27 protein-coding genes and 1 tRNA gene are annotated in these 26,703 nt (G+C 34.1%); 10 read left to right on the forward strand and 18 right to left on the reverse strand.

Annotated elements, in window-relative coordinates; translation table 11 throughout:
* Positions 1 to 546: 546 nt before the first annotated feature.
* The 4 genes from BUB82_RS07165 to BUB82_RS07180 all read right to left on the reverse strand — a co-directional run bounded on the left by BUB82_RS07165 (position 547) and on the right by BUB82_RS07180 (position 3,139).
* Positions 547 to 620, reverse strand: a tRNA-Arg gene (locus tag BUB82_RS07165).
* A 159-nt stretch (positions 621 to 779) separates the two neighbouring features.
* A complete protein-coding gene (locus BUB82_RS07170) occupies positions 780 to 1,625 on the reverse strand; it encodes an OmpA/MotB family protein (RefSeq protein WP_073192934.1) in 846 nt (281 codons plus the stop codon).
* A 58-nt stretch (positions 1,626 to 1,683) separates the two neighbouring features.
* Positions 1,684 to 2,703, reverse strand: coding sequence for a glycosyltransferase family 2 protein (locus tag BUB82_RS07175; RefSeq protein ID WP_073192935.1), 1,020 nt, complete (start codon positions 2,701 to 2,703; stop codon positions 1,684 to 1,686).
* Complete coding sequence (locus BUB82_RS07180) at positions 2,693 to 3,139, reverse strand: type I restriction enzyme HsdR N-terminal domain-containing protein (protein ID WP_073192936.1); 447 nt, start codon at positions 3,137 to 3,139, stop codon at positions 2,693 to 2,695. Before BUB82_RS07180 ends, BUB82_RS07175 begins: the two co-directional genes overlap by 11 nt.
* A gap of 37 nt (positions 3,140 to 3,176) precedes the next feature.
* Between BUB82_RS07180 and holA the strand changes: the two genes are divergently transcribed.
* Positions 3,177 to 4,184: a DNA polymerase III subunit delta gene (holA, locus tag BUB82_RS07185; protein ID WP_073192937.1), complete on the forward strand. Its 1,008-nt coding sequence runs from the start codon at positions 3,177 to 3,179 to the stop codon at positions 4,182 to 4,184.
* Here holA and BUB82_RS11725 read toward each other — a convergent pair.
* The 5 genes from BUB82_RS11725 to udk all read right to left on the reverse strand — a co-directional run bounded on the left by BUB82_RS11725 (position 4,181) and on the right by udk (position 9,137).
* On the reverse strand, positions 4,181 to 4,351 hold the full coding sequence (locus BUB82_RS11725; RefSeq protein ID WP_143185662.1) for a Lacal_2735 family protein: 171 nt from the start codon (positions 4,349 to 4,351) through the stop codon (positions 4,181 to 4,183). The two genes, holA and BUB82_RS11725, sit on opposite strands and share 4 nt — an antisense overlap.
* A gap of 256 nt (positions 4,352 to 4,607) precedes the next feature.
* Positions 4,608 to 6,734: a methylmalonyl-CoA mutase gene (gene scpA / locus BUB82_RS07190; RefSeq protein WP_073192938.1), complete on the reverse strand. Its 2,127-nt coding sequence runs from the start codon at positions 6,732 to 6,734 to the stop codon at positions 4,608 to 4,610.
* A 15-nt stretch (positions 6,735 to 6,749) separates the two neighbouring features.
* The gene (locus BUB82_RS07195; protein WP_073192939.1) at positions 6,750 to 8,129 is read right to left on the reverse strand and encodes a methylmalonyl-CoA mutase subunit beta; all 1,380 of its coding nucleotides are present in this window, start codon (positions 8,127 to 8,129) and stop codon (positions 6,750 to 6,752) included.
* Positions 8,130 to 8,134: 5 nt separating this feature from the next.
* On the reverse strand, positions 8,135 to 8,458 hold the full coding sequence (locus BUB82_RS07200) for an FtsB family cell division protein (protein WP_073192940.1): 324 nt from the start codon (positions 8,456 to 8,458) through the stop codon (positions 8,135 to 8,137).
* Between the two features lie 70 nt (positions 8,459 to 8,528).
* The gene (gene udk, locus BUB82_RS07205; RefSeq protein ID WP_073192941.1) at positions 8,529 to 9,137 is read right to left on the reverse strand and encodes a uridine kinase; all 609 of its coding nucleotides are present in this window, start codon (positions 9,135 to 9,137) and stop codon (positions 8,529 to 8,531) included.
* 175 nt (positions 9,138 to 9,312) lie between these two features.
* Here udk and BUB82_RS07210 point away from each other — a divergent pair, with 175 nt between their 5' ends.
* Genes BUB82_RS07210 through BUB82_RS07230 form a run of 5 tightly spaced genes read left to right on the forward strand, consistent with a single transcriptional unit; the run spans position 9,313 to position 13,360 of the window.
* Positions 9,313 to 10,419, forward strand: a complete 1,107-nt coding sequence (locus tag BUB82_RS07210; RefSeq protein ID WP_073192942.1) for a PQQ-dependent sugar dehydrogenase — start codon at positions 9,313 to 9,315, stop codon at positions 10,417 to 10,419.
* Position 10,420: 1 nt separating this feature from the next.
* Positions 10,421 to 10,846 carry a c-type cytochrome gene (locus BUB82_RS07215; protein WP_073192943.1) on the forward strand — a complete coding sequence of 142 codons (426 nt, stop codon included), beginning with the start codon at positions 10,421 to 10,423 and terminating at the stop codon, positions 10,844 to 10,846.
* A gap of 60 nt (positions 10,847 to 10,906) precedes the next feature.
* Positions 10,907 to 11,467 (forward strand): RNA polymerase sigma factor, encoded by a 561-nt coding sequence (locus tag BUB82_RS07220; protein ID WP_073192944.1) that lies wholly within the window; start codon positions 10,907 to 10,909, stop codon positions 11,465 to 11,467.
* Positions 11,464 to 12,156, forward strand: coding sequence for a hypothetical protein (locus BUB82_RS07225; protein WP_073192945.1), 693 nt, complete (start codon positions 11,464 to 11,466; stop codon positions 12,154 to 12,156). The genes BUB82_RS07220 and BUB82_RS07225 overlap by 4 nt, the downstream gene beginning before the upstream one ends.
* A gap of 28 nt (positions 12,157 to 12,184) precedes the next feature.
* A complete protein-coding gene (locus BUB82_RS07230; protein WP_073192946.1) occupies positions 12,185 to 13,360 on the forward strand; it encodes a hypothetical protein in 1,176 nt (391 codons plus the stop codon).
* Between the two features lie 77 nt (positions 13,361 to 13,437).
* Here the strand turns inward: BUB82_RS07230 and BUB82_RS07235 are convergent, their stop codons facing one another.
* From BUB82_RS07235 to gcvT, 3 genes are read right to left on the reverse strand one after another with little or no spacing between them, the layout of a single operon-like run.
* The gene (locus tag BUB82_RS07235) at positions 13,438 to 13,722 is read right to left on the reverse strand and encodes a 4a-hydroxytetrahydrobiopterin dehydratase (RefSeq protein ID WP_073192947.1); all 285 of its coding nucleotides are present in this window, start codon (positions 13,720 to 13,722) and stop codon (positions 13,438 to 13,440) included.
* A 3-nt stretch (positions 13,723 to 13,725) separates the two neighbouring features.
* Complete coding sequence (locus BUB82_RS07240) at positions 13,726 to 14,532, reverse strand: sugar nucleotide-binding protein (RefSeq protein WP_073192948.1); 807 nt, start codon at positions 14,530 to 14,532, stop codon at positions 13,726 to 13,728.
* A gap of 23 nt (positions 14,533 to 14,555) precedes the next feature.
* Positions 14,556 to 15,638, reverse strand: coding sequence for a glycine cleavage system aminomethyltransferase GcvT (gcvT, locus tag BUB82_RS07245; protein WP_073192949.1), 1,083 nt, complete (start codon positions 15,636 to 15,638; stop codon positions 14,556 to 14,558).
* Positions 15,639 to 15,755: 117 nt separating this feature from the next.
* Between gcvT and BUB82_RS07250 the strand changes: the two genes are divergently transcribed.
* A complete protein-coding gene (locus BUB82_RS07250; RefSeq protein WP_073192950.1) occupies positions 15,756 to 17,267 on the forward strand; it encodes a bifunctional ADP-dependent NAD(P)H-hydrate dehydratase/NAD(P)H-hydrate epimerase in 1,512 nt (503 codons plus the stop codon).
* Between the two features lie 40 nt (positions 17,268 to 17,307).
* Positions 17,308 to 18,813, forward strand: a complete 1,506-nt coding sequence (gene hutH / locus BUB82_RS07255; protein WP_073192951.1) for a histidine ammonia-lyase — start codon at positions 17,308 to 17,310, stop codon at positions 18,811 to 18,813.
* On the opposite strand, the gene BUB82_RS07260 is transcribed toward hutH, so the two are convergent.
* From BUB82_RS07260 to BUB82_RS07285, 6 genes are all read right to left on the reverse strand, one after another.
* On the reverse strand, positions 18,806 to 19,687 hold the full coding sequence (locus tag BUB82_RS07260; protein ID WP_073193115.1) for an SDR family oxidoreductase: 882 nt from the start codon (positions 19,685 to 19,687) through the stop codon (positions 18,806 to 18,808). The genes hutH and BUB82_RS07260 overlap by 8 nt on opposite strands.
* Positions 19,688 to 19,824: 137 nt before the next feature.
* Positions 19,825 to 20,724 (reverse strand): 1,4-dihydroxy-2-naphthoate octaprenyltransferase, encoded by a 900-nt coding sequence (gene menA / locus BUB82_RS07265; protein ID WP_073192952.1) that lies wholly within the window; start codon positions 20,722 to 20,724, stop codon positions 19,825 to 19,827.
* Positions 20,724 to 22,061, reverse strand: coding sequence for an adenylosuccinate lyase (gene purB / locus BUB82_RS07270; RefSeq protein WP_083574494.1), 1,338 nt, complete (start codon positions 22,059 to 22,061; stop codon positions 20,724 to 20,726). Before purB ends, menA begins: the two co-directional genes overlap by 1 nt.
* A 79-nt stretch (positions 22,062 to 22,140) precedes the next feature.
* Complete coding sequence (locus BUB82_RS07275; RefSeq protein WP_073192954.1) at positions 22,141 to 22,824, reverse strand: SIR2 family NAD-dependent protein deacylase; 684 nt, start codon at positions 22,822 to 22,824, stop codon at positions 22,141 to 22,143.
* Between the two features lie 2 nt (positions 22,825 to 22,826).
* Positions 22,827 to 23,594, reverse strand: a complete 768-nt coding sequence (locus BUB82_RS07280) for a carboxypeptidase-like regulatory domain-containing protein (RefSeq protein WP_073192955.1) — start codon at positions 23,592 to 23,594, stop codon at positions 22,827 to 22,829.
* A 68-nt stretch (positions 23,595 to 23,662) separates the two neighbouring features.
* Complete coding sequence (locus tag BUB82_RS07285; RefSeq protein WP_073192956.1) at positions 23,663 to 25,411, reverse strand: DEAD/DEAH box helicase; 1,749 nt, start codon at positions 25,409 to 25,411, stop codon at positions 23,663 to 23,665.
* A gap of 169 nt (positions 25,412 to 25,580) precedes the next feature.
* On the opposite strand from BUB82_RS07285, the gene BUB82_RS07290 reads away from it, so the two are divergent.
* Positions 25,581 to 26,075, forward strand: coding sequence for an RNA polymerase sigma factor (locus BUB82_RS07290; protein WP_073192957.1), 495 nt, complete (start codon positions 25,581 to 25,583; stop codon positions 26,073 to 26,075).
* Between the two features lie 2 nt (positions 26,076 to 26,077).
* Complete coding sequence (locus BUB82_RS07295; RefSeq protein WP_073192958.1) at positions 26,078 to 26,683, forward strand: hypothetical protein; 606 nt, start codon at positions 26,078 to 26,080, stop codon at positions 26,681 to 26,683.
* Positions 26,684 to 26,703: the final 20 nt, after the last annotated feature.

Raw genomic sequence — 26,703 nt, forward strand, 5'->3', positions numbered from 1 at the left:
AATAAGATAAGGATGCATATTATATGTATTAAAATGTATTATAGGCTAATTTTGTATACGCTTAGCTTAAAAATTGAATTTGATGACTTATAATTGATTAATTAATGTACATTAAATGAATAAATAAAGCACATTAAATACATAAATGATGTACATTAAAATATAAAATAATGTACATTAAAAATAAAAATTTTGTACATTAATTATACAAATGGATATTATAAGTTAATAAAACAAACCTATGTATTTAGAAGCTTATTAATCTTGTTTTAAATGAGACATCAATTGAAAGTAATGCTATCTCAATTAAGCTAAAGTGTTAACTTAAGATGAGACACTAGATGAATTAAATGATTTTATATAACTGACATCTGTTGAATGATTCAGACGTCATCTTGTTAATAACTAAAGTCTAGTGTTGAAAATTATAGTTTTAAATCAAATTTCTAAGGCTATCATTAAATATATAATAGAATGGTACAAAACCTTAGATTATTTATAAAAAAGAAGCCAAAACCCAGTATTGGTGCGGGTTTTGGCTTTCTGTGATCGCGACAGGATTCGAACCTGTGACCGTCTGCTTAGAAGGCAGATGCTCTATCCAGCTGAGCTACGCGACCTATACATTTTCAACTTAAAATGGCATCAACAAAATAATATTTTGTTTAGCGGATGCAAATATAAAACATTTATCAGCTCTCACAACTTTTTAAACCATTAAACGCATAAAAAAAAGCGCTCTTAACAGAGCGCTTTTATAAAGATATAAAATAAATTATTTAATCTAAGTTTTTCATACCATCTTCAATCATACCAAAAAACTGGTCTAATTTCGGTAGAACTACTATGCGAGTTCTTCTGTTTTTAGCTCTTCCAGATTTTGTATCATTTTCGGCAACTGGCACATATTCACTGCGTCCTGCAGCTGTCATTCTAGATGGATTTACATTATATTCATTTTGTAAAACACGCACAACTGCTGTTGCTCGTTTTGTACTTAAATCCCAGTTATCTTCAAAACATTCTCTAGAAATTGGTACATTATCTGTATGTCCTTCAACCATAAACTCAAAGTCTTTTTTGTCATTAACCACTTTGGCAACTTTACCTAATACGCGTTTAGCATCTTCTGTTATTTTATAACTACCGCTTCCAAACAACAACTTATCTGAAATGGAAACAAATACAACACCTTTTTCTACGCTAATTTCAATATCACTGTCATTAACATCATCTAAAGCACCTTTTAAACTGGTAACTAAAGCTAAGGTTACACTGTCTTTTTTATTAATAGCATCACGCATGGTTTTAATTTGTAAATCTTTTTCTTGAAGACTTTCTAAAGAGCGTTCAAGATTTTCAGCGCCTTTTTTAGAAATCGTAGCTAAATCACCCTGGCTATTTAGTAATGCAGAGTTTGTATTCTTTAAAGTCTCAATTTGAGATTTATAATTCGCCACTAGGTCACGATTTTTGTCTTCACAAGCACTTAAAGCCATCTCGGCCGATTTTAAATCGTTTTCAACTTTAGAATAATCTTCTTCTAAGGCTGCAAATTTCTTTTTAGATACACACGAGCTAGCTAATAGCAGCACGGTTAATCCCAATCCAATTACTTTTTTCATCACGTTTTAATTTAATTTTTAAACAAAAATAAGCTTTATCTACTCCTAATAATACGTCTTAACACTTTTTTGAAGTCAATGCTTCATAGCTTTTAATTCTCCAGAAAAATTTATGCCAAACTATGCTTTTTACCCTAAAATATTTTTCTGAAGAAAATACTTCTCGTCGCTTGCTTTTGATTTTTGAATAAAGTTTTATAAAACTAACATAAGCGCTTACAATTGCCAGTGCATGCTTCAGTTGAAGTTTAAAAGCAAAATACAAAATGGCTGAGCTATCAATTAAAACTCTACTAATAATTAAACATGTTAGCTTTTTTGGTGCATTCTTAACCAAATTAAACAATGAATTTCTGAAGTTTAAAAAAGTTTTTTTAGGGTTTTGAGCGTTTAAACTACCGCCACCTAAATGATAGACTTGGCTATATGGTGTGTACATAATTTTATAACCAAAATTTTTAAATCGCCAGCAAAGGTCTATTTCTTCTTGGTGTGCAAAATAATCTTCATCAAAACCGCCCAAGTTCATGAAAACTTGGCGTTTTAAAGCTAAACAGGCACCACTAGCCCAAAATATTTCGCGGGTATCGTTGTATTGCCCTTCATCTTTTTCGAGCTCATCAAACAACCTGCCACGGCAAAACGGGTATCCTAATTGGTCTATAAAACCGCCTGCTGCACCTGCATATTCAAAATAATCAGGCTTATTTAAATCTTTTAGCTTGGGCTGTACAGCGGCAACTTCAGCCTTTGTTTGTAATAATTCAATTAATGGCGGTATCCAGTTTTTGGTTACTTCTACATCATTGTTTAATAAAATAAGGTAGTCTTCTTTAATTAATTTCAGTCCTTCATTATAGCCACCGGCAAAGCCAAAATTTTGTTTGTTTTCTATAATTTTTAACTCAGGATAATTCTCTTTTAAAAATAATATAGAGTCATCGGTAGAGGCATTATCAATCACATATATATTTGCTTCTTTACTATATTTAGTAAGGCTTGGCAAAAAACGTTTCAGCAAGTTTTTACCATTCCAATTTAAAATAGCAATGGCAATTTGTGACGATTTAGCGTTCATAAGCTGGTAAATCTTTTAAAAATATATATTGTTGTTGTTGATAGTCTATCTGGCAATAATAGTGAGAAATACCATTAGTTACCCATAAAAATTTGGCATTTAATTTTAAATTGTACTGCGCTATTTGGTCAAAGGTTTGTTGGGTAATTTTAATATTTGGGGCTTTACATTCTACAAGTAATTCAATGCTACCAGAGTTGTTAAAACCAACCACATCATAACGTTTTTTTAAACCATTGAGATTAACCAACTTTTCTTCATTGAGTAGGTTAGGAGAGTAGTGTTTTTCATTAATTAAGTGTTCAATGCAATTTTGCCTGACCCATTCTTCTGGTGTTAAAAGCAAGTATTTTTTACGTAATCTAGAAAAAATAAACGTTTTATTTTCACTACTTTTGAGCTTAAATTGAAACTTTTTGAAGTTGAGTTGTTGCATGGCTTCAAAAGTAATAAAATATCCTTAAGCACCAGAAATGAAGCAAGCACAAGCCTTAATTAATAGCATTAAAAAGCGAGATTTTAAACCGGTCTATTTTTTGGTCGGTGAGCGTGAGACTTATTTTGTTGATTTAATTGCCGAGGCTTTAGAGCAACATGTATTAACTGATGATGAAAAGGCTTTTAACCAAAACATTGTTTATGGTAAAGATGTTAGTATAGATGAAGTAATTAGCTTGTCTAAGCGTTTCCCGATGATGGCTGATTACCAACTTATTATTGTAAGAGAAGCCCAAAGTCTCTCTAAACAACTTGCCCAATTAGAAGCTTATTTAGAACAGCCACAAGAATCAACTATTCTGGTGTTTTGCTATAAATACAAAAAACTTGATGCCCGTAAAAAGGTGGTTAAACTATTAAAAAAGCATCATGTTTATTTTGAGACGCCAGCGATTTATGACAACCAAGTACCTGATTGGATTTCACAAACCATGACATCTGCCGGATACAGTATAGACCATAAAGCGGCCGTAATGCTAGTTGAATTTTTAGGGGTTAATCTTGCGCATATCTCTAAAGAATTAGAAAAACTCATTATGCTAATTCCTAAAGGTCACCATATAACACCAGAAATCATTGAAGAAAATATTGGTATAAGCAAAGATTTTAACAATTTTGAGTTAACTAAAGCTATCGGTTTAAAAAATGAGCCCAAAGCTTACCAAATTATCAATTACTTTGCTCAAAACCCCAAGAATAACCCTTTAGTGGTGACCACCGGACAATTGTTTAGTTACTTTCAAAAACTTGCAAAGTATCATGCTTTAAAAGACAAGTCTAAAATGAATGCGGCTAAAAAATTAGGAATTTCGCCTTATTTTGTAAGTGAATATGTTGCAGCCGCTCAAAAATATCCTTTAAAAAAAGTAACACGAAACTTACATCACATTAAACAAATTGATTTAATGGGTAAAGGTGTTGATACCTACCAAACTTCACAGGGTGATTTGCTAAAAGAACTCATGGTAAAGCTGATGCGCTAATCTTTTTTTAAAGCTTCCAGTTTTTTAGCTACTTCTTCAGCTTCGGCGGTTTTTTGGTCAGCGGCTTTACGATTTGTTTTTGATAAATCAAAGGCTTCTTTTTGAAGTTTCTCGTACTTTTCGCGTAGTTGGTCTTCTTCTGATTTTTTCTTAAATAATCCGAACATAGTTTTTTGCTTAAAGAAAACGTTTAAATTACAACTTGTTAGCTTAAGACTTCAACTTTAACGCTAAATTAGGTTTGGTATAAAACTTAAACCCGATTATGCACTAAAACTTTACGATGAGGTTTGAAAATACTATAAAATCAGGTGATTTGGAAGATTTAGCATAGCATCGTTATGGTGAATCTGAAAACACAAATGAAATGTTGATTTTGGAGTAGTTTCAGGCCGTAATAGATTTTTTAATGCATAAGTCGGATTAGAAGCTATCTAATAAAACTTCTAAAATTTCAATAGCTGCATCACTAATTCGGCTTCCAGGGCCAAACACGGCCACAGCACCTGCCTCAAATAAAAATTCGTAGTCGGCTGAAGGTATTACACCACCAACAATAACCATAATATCTTCGCGACCTAAAGCCTTTAATTCATTGATAACTTGCGGCACTAAAGTTTTGTGACCAGCCGCTAATGATGAGACGCCTAACACATGGACATCATTTTCAACGGCTTGTTTGGCAGCTTCTTTTGGGGTTTGAAATAAAGGCCCAATATCAACGTCAAAACCAACATCTGCATAACCTGTAGCAACTACTTTCGCGCCGCGGTCATGGCCATCTTGTCCCATTTTGGCAATCATAATTCTAGGTCTTCGGCCTTCTTTTTCAGCAAATTCATTGGCTAAATTTTTGGCCTTACTAAATGAGGTATCTTCTTTCATTTCTTTGCTATAAACGCCACTAAACGATTGTATTTTTGCTTCATGCCTACCGTAAACTTTCTCTAAAGCTAAACTAATTTCGCCTAATGTTGCTCTGGCTTTAGCGGCTTCAACAGCACAGGTCAATAAATTTTCTTTACCACTTTTAGCGGCTTTAGTAAGTTGTTCTAGAGCTAAATTCACTTTGGTCTGATCGCGTTGCGCTTTTATACTTTTAAGCTTTTGCAGTTGCTGTTTTCTAACGCTTTGGTTATCGACCTCTAAAGTAACAATAGGGTCTTCTTTAGGCAATCTGTAGGCGTTTACACCAATAATTTTATCACTACCGCTATCTATTTTAGCTTGCTTTTTAGCAGCAGCTTGCTCAATGCGTAATTTAGGAATACCAGCTTCAATGGCTTTAGTCATTCCGCCAAGTTGCTCAATTTCTTGAATATGTTCCCAAGCCTTGTGCGCAATATCATGGGTAAGTTTTTCTACATAGTAACTACCTGCCCAAGGATCTACAGTTTTAGTAATTTGCGTTTCTTCTTGCAAGTAAATTTGTGTATTTCGGGCAATTCTAGCTGAAAAATCGGTTGGTAAGGCAATAGCTTCGTCTAAGGCATTGGTATGTAGACTTTGTGTGCCTCCAAAAGCAGCAGCTGTAGCTTCAATACAAGTTCGTGCCACATTGTTAAAAGGGTCTTGCTCTGTAAGTGTGTAACCACTTGTTTGGCAATGTGTTCTTAAGGCTAAAGATTTAGGATTGCTTGGGTTAAATGGTTTTATAAGTTTAGACCAAAGCATTCGTGCTGCACGCATTTTAGCAATTTCCATGAAATGATTCATGCCAATGCCCCAGAAAAATGATAAGCGCGGTGCAAAAGTATCAATGTCCATGCCGGCATCAAGCCCTTTTTTTATATATTCTAAGCCATCAGCTAAAGTATAGGCCAGTTCTATATCGGCGGTTGCACCAGCTTCTTGCATGTGATATCCAGAAATACTAATGCTGTTAAATTTAGGCATGAATTGAGAGGTATACTCAAAAATATCTGATATAATTTTCATGGATGGTGTTGGCGGATAGATATAGGTATTTCTCACCATGAACTCTTTTAAGATATCATTTTGAATGGTACCTGAAAGTTTCGATTGGTCAACGCCAGATTCCTCGGCAGCTGCAATATAAAAAGCCATAATTGGCAAAACAGCGCCATTCATGGTCATTGAGACTGACATTTTATCGAGCGGAATTTGGTTAAATAAAACTTTCATATCTTCAATCGAGTCGATTGCAACACCAGCTTTACCAACATCTCCTACAACGCGTTCATGATCGGAGTCGTAACCGCGATGGGTTGGCAAATCAAATGCTACTGAAAGTCCCTTTTGTCCTGCAGCTAAATTTCTACGGTAAAAGGCATTACTTTCTTCTGCTGTAGAAAAACCAGCGTACTGCCTAATTGTCCAAGGTCTACTTACATACATGGTCGAATAAGGACCGCGTAGGTAAGGTGGAATTCCTGCGGCAAAATTAAGGTGTTCAGTTTGGTCTAAATCACTTTTAAAGTAACAGTTTTTAAGTTGTATACCTTCAGCTGTTTTTGCAGTTTTTTTACTCGTGTTTTGACTTTCGTTTTCAAACTGAAGCTTTATATCTTGTATATTTTTTCGTTTCATAGTCTCTAAATTGGCTTAGGCGTTTGCTTCTTTGTCAAGGCGTTTCAGTTCAATCTTTTCGGCAAGTCTTCTGGTGATAATTGGTTTAAATTTGACTTGGCGTTGTTGCTTTTTTACAAATGGGTATAACTCTAAATCGGCTTTCATGCGATCATCTGTATTTTCATACTTATTAGTACCAACCATCACAAATTCTGTTTTTTCAAGTTTTTCTTCTTCTTTTTTGGCACTTGTTTCTATCGCTTTAGTCACATTGCCTTTAAAGAGTTCACTTAAATAGCCTTCATTTTTTTCGATGCTTTTAAATTCATCTAGTGCTTTTTGCGCTAATTGTTGGGTTAACTCTTCAATGTAGTAACTTCCATTTGTGGGATTATGGACTTGATCAAAGTAAGATTCATGTTTTAAAATGAGTAATTGGTTACGAGAAATGCGCTCGCCAAATTCATTTGTTTTATGAAAAATTTCGTCGTAAGCTAAATTATTTACCCAATCTGCACCACCAAGTACAGCACTCATACATTCGGTTGTGGTGCGCAGCATATTAACATTATAATCGTAAATCGTTTTGTTACGTTGGCTTGGTTCAGCAATTATTTTTAAGGTAACATCTACTGAAAATGAATTAGCTAAACTGTTGATTAACAATCGATAGGATTTTAGTTTAGCGATTTCGAAAAAGTAATTAGAACCTGTTGAAGTAATGACGTTAAGTTCAATTGTTTGTGGTAATGTTTGGGCATTACTTAAATAGTTGAAGTATTCACTAAGCACCGCTAAACTAAAGCTTAATTCTTGCTGTTTTAAGGCACCAGCATTTTGAAATAATCGCGTATCGATTGAGAGTTGAGGTTCTAGATGCTTCAATTGGGCGAATTGTTGAATTATAGCTAAATCTTCAGTTTGAGATTTCTGCCAATCACCCTGAGATGACAAATGCTTAATCGGGTCAAAGTTAAGTAGAATATCAATATTCAGTTCTGCACTAAATTCATCTAAATGCTTTAAAAACTCCTGTTCAAGTTTAAGAAATTCCAGCATTACGGGAACCTTTAAGGTGTTGATTTCTGTAAGTAAATCAAATAATTTTGTATTGGCTTCGGGGACAATTAACCATAGAGATTCGGCGCCGCGATTAGTAACATCATTTACTATTTTGGTGACTGCCGTATAATTTTCAAGGTAAATCTTTTCTGTAATTCGCCAATCTTCTGTAATTGGTAAATCGATGTTTTGATGTGTGTCTTGGTGATAAAAAGGTTTGACGTCTATACCTTCGTCAGAGTGGTCAATTAATTTTTCGTTATAATCGGCGCCTTTTAAATCAGCTTGAATTTTTTGTTTCCAAGCTTTAGAGGTTATCGGTTCAAAATCTTTAAATAATTGTTTGGCCATGTGGTTTAGTTTTGTTGTAAACTATCTTCATACTCTATAATGTAGACTTCTTCGTTCGGGCGTTTCATGAAATAATTTTCACGAGCAAAGCGTTCAATTTCTACAGAGTCATTAAGGGTTTTAAAGGTTGCTTTATCTTTAGCAATTTCCTTGATATAATATTGCTTGTTTTGTTCAAGCTCTTCAATATCTTGATTGAGTTCATGATGTATCAACCATGAATTGGTATCTATAAACAGCATCCAAATTATAAATAAACTTAAGGTTAAAATATACTTGTTGGTAAGTATTTTAAACCAGCGTTTAGTTCTTAATTCGTTTAACTTCATGGGATAAATTTACAAAAATTAAAGCTATTAAACTTAAAGTTTTGTGTGGGCTTTAATTATTAATTGGGCTTTATACCAAACGTTCTTTTATGATGGTTTGTACAATATCAATGGCTACTGTATTAAAGCGATTGTTTGGGATAATAATATCAGCATACTCTTTAGTGGGCTCTATAAATTGTTGATGCATCGGTTTAAGGGTAGATTTATAGCGGTTAATAACTTCATCAAGGTCTCGTCCACGTTCATTAATATCGCGTTTAAGGCGTCGCATCAGGCGCTCATCACTATCGGCATGTACAAAAATTTTAATATCAAACATTTTGCGAATGTCTGGATGCGTAAAAATTAAAATTCCCTCAACAATCATTACCTTTCGAGGTTGGGTTGTAATGGTTTCATTAGTGCGGTTGTGTTCTTTAAATGAATATACCGGTTGTTCTATTGATTGTCCAGATTTTAACACCTTTAAATGATCAACAAGTAAGTCAAAATCAATTGATTTGGGATGGTCAAAATTAATTTTTGTCCGATCTTCAAAACTTAAATGTGAAGTGTCTTGATAATAAGAATCTTGATAAATGACATCAACTTCATCATGTTGTAATTCATTTATAATTTGATTGACCACGGTTGTTTTACCACTTCCTGTACCACCAGCAATACCAATAATTAACATGCGTTCACTTTTGGTGTAAAAGTACACAAGCCCTAGAAATTATAAAATTAATCTGTCAATAATGTTGAGTAATTCGAGTGATAATTTTTAGAATTATTTAATTTTTGCGTTTAAACTCTCGTTAATTTGGTAGTCTAACTTAAAGATTTAATTAAATTTATATAAAATTTTAAATATGAAATTATTTTTATCATTTTGCTTTGCTTTTAGTCTATTGGCTTGTGCACAAGAAGATACATCAATTACAGTTATTGAAAATGATTATGAATATGAAGTTATTACAGACCAAGTTAATATGCCTTGGGGATTTGATTTTTTTGATGATGGGCGGATTATAATTACTGATAAATCTGGAGAAGTATATTTATATGATGACGAAAATACAACTAAATTAAGCGGTTTTCCAGAAGTCTATAATCGTGGTCAAGGCGGCTTGTTAGATGTTAAAATTCATCCTGATTATCCTAAAAATCCCTGGATTTACTTTACCTACGCTTCAATCGAAGGTAAAGCTAAAGGTGGTCACACTGCTTTTGCACGTGCTCAATTAACCGGCTCACAACTTATCGATTTTGAAGTTTTGTATAAGGCTTCACCAAACACAACAAAAGGTGTACACTTTGGTAGTCGTATAGAGTTTGACCATCAAGGTTATGTTTATATTTCAATTGGCGAACGTGGCGAACGCGATGTAAACCCTCAAGATATTTCACGTGATGGAGGTAAGATTTATCGTTTTCATGCAGATGGTCGAATTCCAAACGATAATCCGTTTGTAAATGAAGACAATGCCAAGAAGGCTATTTATTCTTATGGACACCGAAATCCACAAGGCATGGAAATACATCCTAAAACTGGTAAAATTTGGGTGCATGAACACGGACCACGTGGCGGAGATGAAATCAATATTATTAAAAAAGCGGCCAATTATGGTTGGCCAGTTGTTACGTACGGAATTAATTACTCAGGAACAACGATTACCGATGAAACCCAAAAACCTGGGATGACGCAGCCAATTCATTATTGGGTACCATCTATTGCGCCAAGCGGAATGACGTTCGTTGACTCTAATAAGTATCCACACTTAAACCAAAACTTGTTAGTTGGGTCGCTTAAATTCATGTACTTAGAGCATTTAGTCTTAGCGGATAACCAAGTTGTAAAGCGCGAAAAAATTCTCGATAAAATAGGTCGTGTAAGAAGCGTAGAACAAAGTCCTGACGGCTTTATTTATGTTGGTGTAGAAGGTGTAGGTTTGGTTAAAATACTTCCAAAATCTTAATATGAAAGTAGTTGTAATCTCTTCATTTTTGTTGTGCTTATCTGTATTGATCTGGAAATCTGAAACTAGTTCTATAAATTACCTTGAGCAAAGCCAACTAACCGAGAGTATCAAGCGCGGTCAAATTGTTTACAATAATTTTTGCATGCGTTGTCATTTGCCCGATGGCAGTGGTGTTGCAGGTGTTTATCCGCCAATTGCCAATTCAAATTGGTTGAGTGAAAAACGAACTGAAAGTATTAAAGCTGTAAAATATGGCTTAAAAGGCGAAATTGAAGTCAATGCTAAAGTTTATAATAATATGATGTCGCCTATGGGTTTAAGTGATCAAGAAGTGGTTGATGTAATGAATTATATCATGAACAACTTTGAAAACAAACAAAAAAAACCTGTCACGCTTTCTGAAGTTCAAGATATTAAAAAATAATTTTAAGTTTCAGGCAACCCTTTTTGAAATTCTGGCGTCTATATAAACAAGAGACGCTTTGTGAAAATAATAAATCTACATACCAAGCTTGAAAAGCTAATAGCAAGAGCTAAGCAAAACGACCGTCGTGCACAGCATGAAATTTATAAACGTTTTGCTCCCAAGTTACTGAGTTTAGCAAGATTATACATTGCTGATGTTCAGTTTGCCGAAGATGTTTTGTCACGGAGTTTTGTGAAAATTTTTAATAAGATTCATCAATTCTCTTCAAATGACAAAGCTTTTCCAGCTTGGTGTAGGCAAATTTTAGTACGTGAAGCTATCGATTTTTTAAGGCGACAGAAGGCTATTGAATTTCCATCTCATGAACTAGAGCATTTAGCCATTACAACTGATGATGAGACATTAAATTATACCCAAATAGACCAAATACAAAGCTGTATTGATCGATTACCCAGTGGTTACAAATTGGTGTTTAACCTTTATGTAGTTGAATCTTATACACATAAAGCTATAGCTGAAACTTTAGGAATAAGTGTAGGAACTTCAAAGTCGCAGCTCTCTAAAGCAAAAAAAATGATTATGAACCTACTTCACGATCAAAAGCAATTGAACGGATGAAAAATTTAGAACAACATATTAAATCAAAAATTGAACAGCGCGAAATACAACCTAGCGACCATGCTTGGTTTAAAGTAGTTGAAGGTTTAGAGCAATCACCGCAACCCAAAAAACGCCCTTACCTATATTTTATCGCGGGTCTTGCAGCCGGTTTAGTTTTATTTTTCAGTCTACAAACTTTATGGTTTTCGCCTAGCAGCAACTTAGATGCTCAACCAACAAAGTTTGCTTCACCAGCACCAAAATCAAATTCAGTTACTAAAAGCATACTAGTTGTAAGCTCTAATTTGAAGTCTAAAGATGTCTTAATTACATCAAAACTACCACAGTCAAAACCTATAAATTTTGATCAATTAAATTTGTTTCTACAACCAAGTAACAAGCAAAATTCACATCAGCCTGAAACCACGGAAGATTTAGCAAACTCACTTTTAGCCGAAATTGAATTAGAACTTCAAGAACAGCCAAACTCAACATCCAAAGATAAATTAACTGAAGTTGACCGTTTACTAGCGGAAGCAAAAGCGCAACTTCAGCCGCAACAAAGACAGCTTGTAAGCCATGTTACACCAGAATTATTATTAGCAGATGTTAATGCACAACTAGAAGATGATAATTTTAGAGATAAAGTTTGGGCAGCCATAAAACTTAAATTTAATCAAGTGCAAGAGGCACTTACTCAACGTTAATATACTTATAACTTAAAAACCATTACCTATGATTAAAATTGCATTTTACATCGCAACATTGCTTGTTATGTCTAGCTATGTAACAGTAAACGCTCAAATGACCACAGTTCTTGACAGCCTTTCTGTTGAAGATCAACAAGAAGTTCAAGAACTCATGGATAAAATTGAAGCACAAGAAAAAGAACAATTAAAACTAAAGGTCAAAGCGATTAATAAAAGCTTAGAAGCTAAAAAGATTACTGTTGATGAGGCTGAATCTCTGAAACAAAAAGCGGCACAAACTGCAGCAATGAATATTCAAGAGCGGCAGCAACTCGCCAAGCTTTACTTATCTTATGCCATTAGAAACGATGTTGAATTAATTGATTTGAGTGAAATGGATTTAAACCTTGACCTTGATTTACCATTAGATCGTCTTAAGCGATATACAGATACGATTCAACTAGACTTTACACCATTCTTTAAATATGAGCGTATTATAAAAGATGGTGATGAACGTGAAAATAATTTAGTTTTTGGGGTTAAATCTTCAGATACTATTTCTAAAAACAAACAATTTAAAATAGAGTCACGCACAGACTCTCGATTTATTCTTGGCTTTGGGTTTAATAACAGTTTTAATGAAAATGATTTTGGTAATGAAAACTATAAGTTTGCTGGGAGTCGTTACTTTAGTTTTGGGTGGAATTGGAGTACGCGTGTATTTAAATATTCAAATTTTTTACGATTTAATTACGGTGTAGAGTTTCAATTCAATGGATTAAAACCACAGGATAATCAGATTTTTGTAGAAAATGGCAATCAAACGGTATTAGAAACTTTTGAAGTAGAATTAGATAAGTCAAAATTTAGAATGGATAACCTTATCATTCCTCTACATTTAGAATTAACTAATTCTAGAAAGAAAACCACAAAAGACCAATATACCTATTTTACAGATCCTGGTGTTAAGTTTGGTTTTGGTGGCTTTGTTGGTCTTAACTTATTAAACACCCAAAAACTTAAATACAAAGAAAATGGCGATAATTTTAAAGTTAAGCAGCGCACTGATATGAATACGAATAATTTGTTATACGGTATCAGCACCTATATTGGTTGGGATAATGTTCAACTGTACGGTCAATATAATCTAAATCCTTTGTTTAGTGATAATACAGTTGACGAACATAACATTCAAATCGGGATGCGATTTGAAATAGATTGATTTTCATCATTTGTTTTAGTTAGCTTGGTCTTGATTGACTATTAAAAACGGCTCATTAGAGCCGTTTTTAATTTGAGCTAGCTTTTTGCGATTGCATCTATTCGTGCGGCCAAATCAATATCTTTTTGGGTAATTCCGCCAGCATCATGTGTATTAAGACTAATATTAACCTTGTTATAGACGTTGTCCCAATTGGGATGATGCATTAATTCTTCAGCTTCAAATGCTACGCGTGACATAAAACTAAATGCTTCTTTAAAATTTTCAAAAGTAAATGAGCGCATAATGAATTCACCTTCATGATTCCAATGGTCAAGTTCACTTAAGGCTTTTTCTATTTCCGTTTTTTTCAGTGTTTGCATAAATTATAATTTTACAGAGTTGTAAATAATGTCTTCAATACTAATGTACAAATGTTCCGGGAGAACATGTGTTTTAGGTAACACTGCAATATAACGATCTCGATTTGAACTGTAAACGTTTTTAAAGAGAATGTGATCGTAACCTAAAGCTTTTCCAATATCTTTAATTAAGTCTTTATGGTGAATTAAATCACGGCTACCTAAATGATAAATGCCTTCTAAATCTTGATTTATAATATAGTGTATTTGTTGGGTAAACTTTTGGTGAGTTGTAGCGTTTATAACTACATTAGGAAAAACTTCAACGGCTTCATCAAGTTCAAGTAATAACTTTAATTCTTTAATTTTAGGAGAATTATAACCATAAACCATCGGTAAACGTATGATGTTATAGAGATGGTTTGGTAATCGCATTAGCCTGTTTTCAATCTTGATTTTGTACCGACCATAACTACTTTCTGATAAGGTTTTATCGTATTCATAAGACGGATAATTGGTAAAAGCATCAAATACATTGGCCGATGAAATATACATCAGCTTTTTGTTGTACTTTTCAAGATATTCGCAAATTTCAAAATGTGTATAAACCTGCCCAGCAAAATTACCTTTTAGACAAGAAATAATTAAGTCGGGTTGAAGTTCAGAAAGCAATAAGTGGATGGAGTCGAGTTCAAAATCCCATTCAAAAAACTTATGATTGTTGTGCAAATCTTCATCAGGCGTGCGGTATGTACCATACACATCAAAATAAGCATAAAGCTCTCGGTAGAGTTCGCTACCGAGAAATCCACTGACACCTAAAATTAATATTTTTTGTCCACCTTTAATAGCGCTTATTTTTTATAAAATGGTGGTTTAACCGTAATTCCAGCGACAGCTTTTTTGCGGATTTGTAATTGTATCGGTGTTCCAAATTTACTGTATTCGGTAGCAACATAACCCATGCCAATTGGTTTTTTTAAACTAGGAGACATGGTCCCTGAAGTTACCTGGCCAATCTGTTCGCCATTTTCATTTAAAATAGCATAGCCTTGACGCGGAATTCCTTTTTCAGTCAGTTCAAAAGCGATGAGTTTACGTTGAGGTCCAGCTTCTTTTTCGGCTTTTAAAGCCTCTGCATTAATAAAGTCTTTTGTAAATTTTGTGATCCAGCCTAGTTTAGCTTCTATTGGTGAAGTTGTCTCATCAATATCATTACCGTACAAACACATCCCCATTTCTAGTCGTAATGTGTCGCGTGCTGCAAGTCCGATCGGTTTTATGCCATAAGGTTTACCAGCTTCTAAAACGCGACTCCAAATTTGTTCGGCATGTTTATTTTTAAAGTAAATTTCAAAACCACCGCTTCCAGTATAACCTGTTCCAGAAATAATAACATCTTTAACACCAGCAAAATCGGCAACTTCAAAATGGTAAAATTTAATTTCAGACAAATCTATTTTTGCAAGTGATTGCATAGCTTCAACAGCTTTGGGACCTTGAACAGCCAATAGGCTATATTCATCTGAAGCATTGATTACTTCAGCATCAAAGTTATTGTGTTTAGTTACCCAATTAAAATCTTTTTCTATGTTTGAGGCATTAACTACCATTAAAAATTTATGGGCATTAAAGCGGTAAATAATTAAGTCGTCTACAATGCCGCCTTTGTCATTTGGCATACATGTATATTGTGCTTGGCCATCAATTAATTTACTAGCATCGTTGGTTGTAATATATTGAATCAGCTCTAGCGCTTGTTTACCTTCAACAAAAAACTCGCCCATATGCGATACATCAAAAACCCCAAGATGTTCACGAACACATGCATGTTCGTTATTTACACCTTCATAAGAAACAGGCATTTCATAACCTGCAAACGGAACCATCTTAGCACCAAGTTGATGATGAATATGGTTTAAAGCTGTTGTTTTCATACGTATTAAGTTTTTTTTGCAAAGTTAGGATTTTAGCTGAATTAGACTGTGATTTAAAGCGGTGATTAGCTTTATTTGTTGTGATAAAAGCCGTATGTTTAAGTTAAAATTTGGCTTATGAAAATTTATAATCCGCAACAACTTTCAGAATTAGACAAGTTAACTATGTCCATAAAAGGTATATCTTCACTTAACCTAATGGAAACAGCCGCTGAAAAAGCGACAACTGAATTATTGTCTATTCTTCCATCATCAACACCTGTGGTGGTTTTGTGCGGCATGGGAAATAATGCTGGAGATGGTTTTGCTATTGCTCGATTACTTAATCAACAGCATTATCAGGTTGAAGTTTTTTGGTTGAAGTTTGCTGACCAGCTTTCGGCTGATGCACAAGCCAACTATCATCGTTTACCAGCCGAAGTTAAAGTAACTGAAATTGACGAAACCCAAACAAACTTTGAATTATCAAAACAAAGCAATTATATCGATTGTATTTTTGGTGTAGGTCTTAACCGACCGATGCCTAAATTTGTTCAGGCTATAATTGAAGATATAAACCAGAAAAAAGGCTTAAAAATAGCTATTGATGTGCCTTCAGGAATGTATGCTCATCAGGCTAACAAACCTAATGATATTCGATTTAAAACCGATTTATGTTTAAGCTTTCACGCGCCAAAGCTTAGTTTTTTCTGTTCAGAGAATGCTGCTTTTTTGAACGATTTTAAAGTGATTGATATCGGACTTGTTGAAGACCATAATTTCAGTACTCCTTTAACCTGCCATTACATTACTCAAAATGACTTATTGAAAATTTATAAACCTAGACAACAATTTTCACACAAAGGAAGTTTTGGTCATGCACTTTTAATAGGTGGTAATACTGGTATGCACGGTAGTGTTATTTTATCTGCTGAAACTGCTTTAAGAAGCGGTGTTGGTAAATTGAGTGTTCATTCTAACGCCATAACTAACCAGGTATTATTAACCCGACAACCTGAAGCGATGACAACTAATATAGATGAAGACCTTTCTTTAAATTTAGCTGAAGTACTCCTGAAAGATTTTGATGCTATAGGTTTAGGAATGGGATTAGGACGTACAGCTGAAGCAAGTGAAATTGTTTCAACTGTTTTTAAAAATATTCAAAAGCCAGTTTTACTAGACGCAGATGCGCTTTATGTTATTTCTAAAAATGAAGCTTTACGGCGTCAAATTTCACCAAAATCTATATTAACACCACACAAAGGCGAATTAAAAGGCTTGATCGGCGATTGGCAAACGAGTTATGAAATGCTAGATAAAGTTAAAGCCTTTTCTCATAAATATAATGTAATTGTAGTCGTGAAAGAAGCCTTTACCAAAGTAGTTTGTGGCGATCAGGTTTTTATAAACACTACAGGAAATCCTGCCTTAGCGACGGCTGGTTCTGGCGACTGTTTAGCAGGTATGATTACTGCTTTAATGGCGCAGAGTTATGAGTCCTTAAACGCCGCTATTTTAGGTGTATATTTGCATGGTATAACAGCAGATTTAGCCTTAAGCCAGGAATCTCAAGAAAGTTTTTTAGCATCTGATATTTCAAAATTTCTAGGTCGAGCTTTTAAATACTTTGAGTGTGAACAAAACTAAAAAAATGTTTAATTTCGCAATCGTTTGAAATTAAACTCCTATGTCTAAAATTCATTACATCAACGATGCGCATTTAAGTATTAATCAAATAGAACAACTGCTTCAAGGTAACTTTAAATTGGCATTGTCTAAGTCTGCTAAAGCTTCAATTTTAAAAGCACGAAATTATTTAGACCATAATCCAGCTATAAGCGAAAAGGCTTTTTACGGAATAAATACTGGTTTTGGATCGCTATGTAATATTCAGATTTCTAATGAGAAACTATCTGAACTTCAGCGAAATTTAGTTTTATCTCATGCTTGTGGAACAGGAGATTTAGTTGATCAAGAAATCGTTAAAATAATGCTATTGCTAAAAATTCAATCCTTAAGCTATGGACATTCTGGCATTAGTTTAGAAGTGGTTGAGCGACTTATTTATTTTTATAATCACAATATATTTCCCGTTGTTTACAGTCAAGGTTCACTTGGGGCTTCAGGAGATTTGGCACCATTAGCGCATTTGTCTTTGCCATTATTAGGTGAAGGTGAAGTTTATGAGAACAATACAATAATTGACGCTAAACAAATCTTAGCGACTCATAAGTTAAAGCCTTTAGAGTTACAATCAAAAGAAGGTTTAGCGCTTTTAAATGGAACGCAGTTTATGAGTGCGCACGCCGTTTATGCCTTAATTCAAACCAAGCAGTTGATTGACTTAGGTGATTTAGTTTCGGCTGTTTCTATGGATGGTTTTGATTGTAATTTATCACCATTCGATGCCTTGGTTCATCAAGTTAGACCACATCAAGGTCAGGTTAAAACAGCTCAACGTATTTTACAACTTCGCCAAAATAGCCCTATAGCTCAAGCTGATAAAAAACACGTTCAAGATCCGTACTCGTTTAGGTGTGTGCCGCAAGTTCATGGCGCTACAAAAGACACCTTCGAGTTTGTGAAAAAAACCATTGAAATAGAAATTAATTCGGTGACCGATAATCCTAATATTTTTGTTGATGAAAATAAAATAATATCAGGCGGAAATTTTCACGGTCAGCCAATTGCTCTGCCTATAGATTATTTGGCAATTGCTTTGGCTGAACTCGCAAATATATCAGAGCGACGAACTTATCAATTGGTATCAGGCTTGCGCGATTTACCAGATTTTCTTGTTGATGTGCCAGGATTAAACAGTGGTTTTATGATTCCGCAATATACAGCAGCAAGTATTGTTAGTCAAAATAAACAATTATGTACGCCAGCTTCGATTGACTCTATTGTATCTTCTAACGGTCAAGAAGATCACGTTAGTATGGGGGCAAATGCAGCAACCAAGCTTATAAAGGTGGTCGAAAATGTTTATACCGTTTTAGCTATTGAATTATTTAATGCTTCTCAAGCTTTATATTTTAGAGAACCACTTCTGAGCAGTGAAGAAATTCAAGATTTTATCCAGAAATTTAGAACAAAAGTTCCATTAGTTAAAGCCGATAAATTTATGGCAGCTGAAATTAAAGCATCGATTAATTTTTGTAAATCAACCGATGCTTCACAATGGATTATTTAGCTTTTTTACTTTTTATCATTTCTTCGAGCATGTCCCACATCTGCTCAGGAATTTGATCGAGTAAATTAAACTGTCCAGCACCTTTTAACCATTCGCCACCATCAATTGTGATTACTTCACCATTAAGATAAGCTGAAAAATCAGAGACTAAAAAGGCAGCTAAATTGGCAAGTTCTTGATGGTCACCGACACGTTTAAGCGGTACTTTTTTAGCTAAATCAAACTTGTCTTTTAGCTCGCCTGGTAAAAGTCTATCCCAAGCGCCTTTTGTTGGAAATGGACCTGGTGCAATTGCATTAAATCTAATACCATATTTTGCCCATTCTACTGCCAACGAGCGTGTCATGGCTAAGACACCAGCTTTAGCCGTTGCACTTGGGACAACATAAGCTGAGCCTGTCCAAGCGTAAGTCGTAACAATATTTAGAACCCTTTTGTTGGTCTCTTTTTTATCAATCCAATGTTTACCTAGCGCCAGCGTGCAATTTTTAGTCCCTTTTAGTACAATATCAATAATAGTATCAAAAGCGTTACTCGATAAGCGCTCAGTTGGCGAAATAAAATTACCAGCAGCATTGTTAAGTAAAACATCAATAGTACCAAGCGTTTCATGAGCTTTTTCTAGCATATTTTCAACTTGGTCGTAATGCCTAACATCGCATTGTAAAGGAATACATTTTGCATCAACATTAGCACTAAGTTCGCTTGCGGTTTTTTTCAGTTTATCTAAATTTCGTGAGGTAATTACCACATTGGCACCGAGTTCTAAAAAGTATTTGGTCATTGATTTCCCCAATCCAGAACCACCACCAGTTACAATAATATTAGTGTCTTTTAAAGCGTCTTCACGCAACATTTTGTCAGTATAAGCCATTGTTTTTTCTTTTGAATACAAGTTACGATTTTTTCAAACTTTAAGATTGAAGTTCGTAACTTTTCCGTTAACTGAAAATTGACAGCTTGTTGTCGTTTTTCAGTTGAAGTTAAAGCTGAGAGTTCAATAACTTCAGATTAAAATAAACTTGCTAGAAGATAAATTAAGGCTATTGCAAAACAACTTAGCGCTACTTTTTTTAATTCAGGATCTAAGTCTTTGGGATTAGTGTAATTAATGACTTTCTTTAAGTGAATAAGTAAAGGAATACATCCTATTAAACTTAACCATTGGTCATTCTCAAATCGGAAATAGCCATAAAAAACTAAACACAGTATCGCTATACAAATGAGACTTACGTGATAGATTTTGGCAAATTTCTTTCCATGCTTAACCACTAAAGTTAATTTGTTAGAATTTCGATCACTATTCTCGTCGCGCATATTATTAAGATTGAGCACCGCAGCTGATAAGAGACCAATACTTGTTGCTGGCAATAATTGAATTTCGTAAAATTGATTTGTCATTAAATATTGACTCCCTAAAACAGCTACTAAGCCAAAAAAAACAAATACAAATACATCACCTAAACCTTTGTAACCGTAAGCTGTATCACCAACAGTATATTTAATAGCGGCAATTGTGGCTAAAATGCCTAATGCAAAAAATAGGAGCGAGGCTAAGAAATTGTCTTGTCCAAAAGCCTTATAAATTAATGCAATTGCTAGAACTAAACCAATAATACTATTAATAATAATACCGCGTTTAAGCTCTTTATCAGTTAATGCACCACTTTGTAAAGCACGTTGAGGTCCTAGTCGATCATCATTATCAGTACCTTTAACGCCATCGCCATAATCGTTAGCAAAATTAGATAAGATTTGGAAGCTGAGTGTTGTTAAAATAGCAAGCCAAAAAATGGTCTGGTCAAAAGCCTTTTGCTCAAAAGCTAAACTACTACCCATTAAAATACCTGCAATAGAAAGTGGTAAGGTTCGTAATCTTGCTGCTGAAATCCAAGCTTTAAACTTTTGCATTAAATCCCTATATAATTTTGTGGCGTAATTTGCTTTAATTCTTGCTTAACTTCATCACTAACTTCTAAGGTTTCAATAAAAGCTTGAATACTTTTTTGATTGATTACTGAGTTTGTTCTTGTTAATCCTTTTAAAGCTTCATAAGGTTTTGGATAGGCTTCACGACGTAAAATGGTTTGAATAGCCTCAGCAACAACAGCCCAATTTTGCTCTAAGTCTTGATTAATTTTCCTCTCGTTTAATAATAATTTCCCTAATCCTTTAGCTGTTGATTTTAAGGCGATTAAACTATGAGCGATGGGCATACCAATACTCCTTAAAACAGTTGAGTCGGTTAAGTCGCGTTGTAATCTTGAAACGGGTAATTTTGCAGAAAGATGTTCAAATAATGCATTGGCAATTCCTAAATTTCCTTCTGAGTTTTCAAAATCGATAGGATTAACTTTGTGCGGCATTGCTGAAGAACCAACTTCGCCTGCTTTAATTTTTTGTTTAAAATAGTCCATCGAGACATAAGTCCAAATATCACGATCTAAATCAATTATAATTGTATTGATACGCTTTAAGGCATCAAAAGTTGCCGCTAGATAATCATAGTGTTCAATTTGTGTGGTTGGAAAAGAGTATTTTAAATTTAAACTTTTTTCCACAAAATTTTGACCAAATGCTTTCCAATCAATTGTTGGGTATGCTACATGATGCGCATTGAAGTTTCCAGTTGCACCACCAAACTTAGCAGGCATTGGTGTTTTTTCGAGCGTTTTGATTTGTTCTTCTAACCTCACAACAAAGACTTCAATTTCTTTTCCTAAACGTGTAGGTGAAGCTGGCTGCCCATGTGTTTTGGCAAGCATAGGAATATGTTTCCATTCGCTTGATTTTTGCTTTAGAGCTTCAATAAGCAACTTCAATTCAGGGGTATAAACCTGGTTTAAACCTTCTTTTAAACTTAAAGGAACAGCGGTATTGTTGATGTCTTGGGAGGTTAATCCAAAGTGAATAAATTCTTTTGATTCTGTTAAGCCTAACTCATCAAATTTTGACTTAATGAAGTATTCAACTGCTTTAACATCATGATTTGTGGTAGTTTCGATTTCTTTTACAGCTTCAGCATCTTTAGTGTTGAAATTTTTATAAATAGCACGAAGTTGATTAAATAAATTATGGTCGAAGTTTTTAAGTTGCGGTAGTGGTAACTGACATAAGCTAATAAAGTATTCAATTTCTACATGAACGCGATATTTTATTAAGGCCTGCTCACTAAAAAATTGATTCAAGTCTTTAGTTTTAGAAGCATAGCGTCCGTCAATTGGTGAAATAGCGTTGAGAGCATTCATAGTTGAGGTTTTAAGACGCTCGCAAATATACATTATTAGCCCTAAATTTTAGTTGAAATTGAGGGAAATAAGCTAGATTTTAATTGTGTTTAGTGATGTCTTTTATAGCTTGAGGAACACCAGTTGAAGCTTTTTCAGCGTATATTTTTGTTTTATTATTAGCTTTTATTTGAGGCTGTGGATCAATAAAGTAAATTGGTGTTTCAGCTTTCTTAAAATCGATTAAACTTGCAGCAGGATAGACTTGCATTGAAGTTCCTACAACCATAATAATATCGGCAACTTCAACCTGAGCAATGGCGTGTTCAAACATTGGTACAGCTTCACCAAACCAAACAACATGAGGTCTGAGTTGACTGTTTTTTTCACATGTATTTCCAATTTTGATATCTTCTGACCAGTTATAAATTAAGCTATCATCAATACTACTTTTAGCTTTCATTAATTCACCATGAAGATGCGTTACGCTTTTGCTACCGGCGCGTTCATGCAAATCATCTACATTTTGTGTGATGATATTGACTAGATATTTCTGTTCAAGCTGAGCCAAAGCTAAGTGTGCTGCGTTAGGTTTTACGCTTTTAAGCTGTTTTCGGCGTTGGTTGTAAAAATCTAAAACCAGTTCAGGGTTTTTCTTGAATCCTTCTGGCGTAGCTACTTGCATTACATCATGGCCTTCCCAGAGTCCATCATGGTCGCGAAAAGTTTTAACGCCGCTTTCAGCACTAATTCCAGCTCCAGTAAGAACGCAAATATTTAACATGTTTATCGGTTAACTGCTCTATATTCTTCATAACAATCACTGATGGCATCAAGTAATTGTAAATCGTTAGCCTTGCGGACAAAAGATTCTGAGTAGTCACATTTTTTTAGAATGTCTACAATATCAACTTTGCTGATTTGGAGGACAGCTGATAACGTTTCACGATCAAATTTATCTTGTAGTAAATCTCGAATGGCATTGTCTTGCTTCATTTTTCGTAAACGCTTCATCTGTTTTGGCTTTTTACCAAAAATTTGATAGAGCAAATCAGCAGGATTTAAAATGGCGTCTATGGTTCGAGAAATAGATGAGCTTTGGTAATTGCCACCTTCATAGGCATAATCTGTTCCAGAAATTGAATATCTGTAATTATCGTAAATGGGGATATTTTTTGCGTCAATCTCTAGAAAACCTGTAAGTTTAATGTCTTGTAATTTTACTTCTTCTAGAGCAATAGCAGATTCTGTCATTTTAATTTTAACATCACCAAAATCTACCCAATCTTGAGTAATGCGAACTTGAATAGGTTTAAAGCCTAAATAAGAAAAGTATAAGGTGTCATTGACATGCGCCTTTATATTAAAACGCCCGTTTGAATTGGTAACTGTACCTCTAACGGTGTTGATATTGATAATATTTACATTTTCAAGAATTTTATCATTAGCGGCATTCATGACCGTACCTTTAATTGTTTCAAGTTTTGCGTTTAGTGAATCTTGGCTAAAACTTGCTAGTGATAAAAAAAATAAGATGTAATATAAATACTTCATTTTTTAAAAATAAAGAAATCTTAATACGCAACGTATGTGTCGTATTAAGATTTCGATAAAATTAACAATTACTGTTTTTTGCGTCGACGTTCAATTGATTTGTTTACGCTGCGATCTCTATTTCTGCCACCAGATTTAAAATCACGTTTGCCAGAACCTTTACCGCTAGAGTGGCGCTTACCAGAACGTTTGCCTTTAAAGCCACCGCCTGATTTTTTCTTGTCTTTTGTGATTTCAACATTAACATGTCTGCCAAATAGTTTAAAATCTTCAAATAAAGCTTTAACTTTTTCAACATCGTCGTTTGGGACATTAAAAAATGAAAATGTGTTTTTAACATCAACTCTGGCTACTGCATCGCGGCCTAAATCAAGTGTTTCTTTTAAAAAGTCTTTTAGAGACATCCAGTTAAAGCCGTCTTTTTCACCAACGTTAATAAAAAAGCGTGTTTCATCGCCGTAGCTTGCACTGCTTTTTCCACCACGGTCTTCAGAAGGTTTTGTCAACTTAGGAGCGTTTTTATAGTAGTTATGAAAACGCGTAAACTCAACTGAAAAGAATTTTTTAATTAAATCTTCTTTTGAAATATCTTCAAATTGAGACTCAAGTTGATCGACATAAGGATCTATATCGTGATTGATTTCAGTATTGTGAACTTCTTTAGCTAAATGCAGTAATTGAACTTTACAAATTTCATCACCAGTTGGTAATTCTTTTGCTACAAAACTTTGACCAATAATACGTTCAACTTGTTTAATTTTACGTATTTCACTTTTAGTGATAATCACCATTGAAGTACCTTCTTTGCCAGCACGACCAGTACGTCCGCTTCGGTGTGTATAAGTTTCAATTTCGTCAGGTAATTGGTAATTGATAACATGTGTAATATCGTCTACATCAATTCCTCGCGCCGCAACATCAGTAGCCACAAGCATTTGGATTGACTTAGACCGGAAGCTTTTCATAACCAAATCACGTTGATTTTGGCTTAAATCGCCATGAATTGCTGAGGCCGAATAGCCATCTTCTATTAAACGTTCTGCTACTTTTTGAGTATCGCGTTTAGTTCTACAAAATACAACGGCATAAATATCGGGATTTGCATCTACCAAACGCTTCATTGCATTATAGCGGTCTCGACCAGCAACAATGAAGTATTCGTGAGTTACATTTTTAGTAGAAACATTTTTCTTACCAATAGTTATTTCTTTTGGGTTTTGCATAAACTTTTTAGCAATCTGCGCAACCTCTTTTGGCATTGTGGCACTAAATAGCCAAGTGTTTTTTGTGGCTGGTGAGTGCGACAAAATCTCTTTGATATCCTCAAAAAAGCCCATGTTAAGCATTTCATCAGCCTCATCAAGAATACATATATCAATTTTTGATATGTCAATAATGTTTCGACGAATCATATCTTTCATTCGTCCAGGTGTTGCCACAATAATTTGCGCTCCTTTTTTAATTTGTTTCGCCTGGTCTGTAATACTTGCACCGCCATAAACCGCAACTGTATTGAGGTTTTTGTAATGTTTAGCATAAGATTTTAATTCGTTTGTGATTTGCAAACAAAGCTCGCGAGTAGGCGACAAGATTAAACCCTGTGTGCTTTTAGAATTAAGATCGATGTTTTGAATTAGTGGAAAGCCGAATGCAGCAGTTTTTCCTGTACCTGTTTGGGCTAGCGCAACCATATCGGTTGGCTCTTCAAGCAAAATAGGAATGGTTTTTTCCTGTACTTCACTTGGTGACTCAAACCCCATATCTTTTACTGCTTCTAAGATTTCTTGGCTTAAGCCTAATGATTCAAATGTATTCATATAAATTTTAAAAATAGCTGCAAAGATAGGTTTTAAATATGACAATCTAAGCATCATAATGTTAAGCCTTGTTTAGAAGTTAAAGTGTTTTGTTTTTTCAATTTTGATTTTGGTGATTACTGTAACAAAATAATAACTTTACCTACTAATTAATTGAATTAAATCTTACGTGATTAAACAGCAAGAGCATCAGTTTGTAGAGTTACTTGAAACTCACCAAAATATTGTGCATAAAATATGCCGGCTTTACACGCATGATGAAAGTTCTCACAAGGATTTATTTCAAGAAATTACAGTTCAATTATGGAAAGCTTTTCCAAAATTTAGAGGCGATGCTAAGTTTAGTACTTGGATGTATCGAGTAGCATTAAATACAGCAATTACACTTTACCGTAAACGCAAACGAAGCATCACTACATCAGATATTGACCAAATAAATTTTAAAATTGCTTCGGAAGTTTATGATGACACGGTAGAAGAAAATTTAAAGCTGATGTATTCAGCTATAAAAGAATTAAATGATATTGATAAAGCCTTAGTTTTTTTATATCTAGAAGATAAAAACTATAAAGAAATTTCTGAAACACTTGGGATTACTGAAGTTAATGCAAGAGTGAAAATGAATCGTGTAAAAACCAAGTTAAAACGAATTTTGAACCCCTAATTATGGATGAATTAGAATTATTAAAAAAACGCTGGCAAGCTCAAGAGTCCAGTTTGCCCAATTATAAATCAACAGAGATTTATGAAATGCTTCATAAAAAGTCGTCTTCTATTGTGAAATGGATTTTTTTGATCAGTATTTTTGAATTCATATTTTGGTTTGTGATTGAATTTATTGGCATGTCCCAAAGCGTTAATGAGAGTTTAAAAGAGCTTGATTTACAAACTTTTTATAGAGTAACTTTAGTGGTTAATTATGTGGTTATTATCGCTTTTATCATTAAGTTTTTCTTTAATTATAGACAAATACAAACCACGGATACCGTTAAGAGTTTAATGAAAACTATTGTTAAAACACGTTTAACTGTAAAATACTATGTTTGGTTTAATATCATCTTCTTTGCGATTACATCTATTGTTTCAGTTGTGGTAACCTTAAATCATCTTGATAATATAAATTCTCAGAGTTTTTGGTTAAGCATACTTATATCAATAGCTATTCTTGGTTTCATTATTTTAATTATTTGGGCTTTCTATCGCTTATTATATGGCATTTTGACTAGAAGACTTTTAATTAATTATAAGAACTTAAAAAAAATTGAACTTTAAATAGATTTTTAATAACAAAC

Source organism: Psychroflexus salarius (assembly GCF_900129035.1).
GTDB lineage: Bacteria > Bacteroidota > Bacteroidia > Flavobacteriales > Flavobacteriaceae > Psychroflexus > Psychroflexus salarius.

Bases quoted from the DNA above. Each gene is read 5' to 3' on its own strand.
- BUB82_RS07170 (WP_073192934.1), bottom strand. From the start codon at position 1,625: ATGAAAAAAGTAATTGGATTGGGATTAACCGTGCTGCTATTAGCTAGC.
- BUB82_RS07175 (WP_073192935.1), bottom strand. From the start codon at position 2,703: ATGAACGCTAAATCGTCACAAATTGCCATTGCTATTTTAAATTGGAAT.
- BUB82_RS07180 (WP_073192936.1), bottom strand. From the start codon at position 3,139: ATGCAACAACTCAACTTCAAAAAGTTTCAATTTAAGCTCAAAAGTAGT.
- holA (WP_073192937.1), top strand. From the start codon at position 3,177: ATGAAGCAAGCACAAGCCTTAATTAATAGCATTAAAAAGCGAGATTTT.
- BUB82_RS11725 (WP_143185662.1), bottom strand. From the start codon at position 4,351: ATGTTCGGATTATTTAAGAAAAAATCAGAAGAAGACCAACTACGCGAA.
- scpA (WP_073192938.1), bottom strand. From the start codon at position 6,734: ATGAAACGAAAAAATATACAAGATATAAAGCTTCAGTTTGAAAACGAA.
- BUB82_RS07195 (WP_073192939.1), bottom strand. From the start codon at position 8,129: ATGGCCAAACAATTATTTAAAGATTTTGAACCGATAACCTCTAAAGCT.
- BUB82_RS07200 (WP_073192940.1), bottom strand. From the start codon at position 8,458: ATGAAGTTAAACGAATTAAGAACTAAACGCTGGTTTAAAATACTTACC.
- udk (WP_073192941.1), bottom strand. From the start codon at position 9,137: ATGTTAATTATTGGTATTGCTGGTGGTACAGGAAGTGGTAAAACAACC.
- BUB82_RS07210 (WP_073192942.1), top strand. From the start codon at position 9,313: ATGAAATTATTTTTATCATTTTGCTTTGCTTTTAGTCTATTGGCTTGT.
- BUB82_RS07215 (WP_073192943.1), top strand. From the start codon at position 10,421: ATGAAAGTAGTTGTAATCTCTTCATTTTTGTTGTGCTTATCTGTATTG.
- BUB82_RS07225 (WP_073192945.1), top strand. From the start codon at position 11,464: ATGAAAAATTTAGAACAACATATTAAATCAAAAATTGAACAGCGCGAA.
- BUB82_RS07230 (WP_073192946.1), top strand. From the start codon at position 12,185: ATGATTAAAATTGCATTTTACATCGCAACATTGCTTGTTATGTCTAGC.
- BUB82_RS07235 (WP_073192947.1), bottom strand. From the start codon at position 13,722: ATGCAAACACTGAAAAAAACGGAAATAGAAAAAGCCTTAAGTGAACTT.
- gcvT (WP_073192949.1), bottom strand. From the start codon at position 15,638: ATGAAAACAACAGCTTTAAACCATATTCATCATCAACTTGGTGCTAAG.
- BUB82_RS07250 (WP_073192950.1), top strand. From the start codon at position 15,756: ATGAAAATTTATAATCCGCAACAACTTTCAGAATTAGACAAGTTAACT.
- hutH (WP_073192951.1), top strand. From the start codon at position 17,308: ATGTCTAAAATTCATTACATCAACGATGCGCATTTAAGTATTAATCAA.
- BUB82_RS07260 (WP_073193115.1), bottom strand. From the start codon at position 19,687: ATGGCTTATACTGACAAAATGTTGCGTGAAGACGCTTTAAAAGACACT.
- menA (WP_073192952.1), bottom strand. From the start codon at position 20,724: ATGCAAAAGTTTAAAGCTTGGATTTCAGCAGCAAGATTACGAACCTTA.
- purB (WP_083574494.1), bottom strand. From the start codon at position 22,061: ATGAATGCTCTCAACGCTATTTCACCAATTGACGGACGCTATGCTTCT.
- BUB82_RS07275 (WP_073192954.1), bottom strand. From the start codon at position 22,824: ATGTTAAATATTTGCGTTCTTACTGGAGCTGGAATTAGTGCTGAAAGC.
- BUB82_RS07280 (WP_073192955.1), bottom strand. From the start codon at position 23,594: ATGAAGTATTTATATTACATCTTATTTTTTTTATCACTAGCAAGTTTT.
- BUB82_RS07285 (WP_073192956.1), bottom strand. From the start codon at position 25,411: ATGAATACATTTGAATCATTAGGCTTAAGCCAAGAAATCTTAGAAGCA.
- BUB82_RS07295 (WP_073192958.1), top strand. From the start codon at position 26,078: ATGGATGAATTAGAATTATTAAAAAAACGCTGGCAAGCTCAAGAGTCC.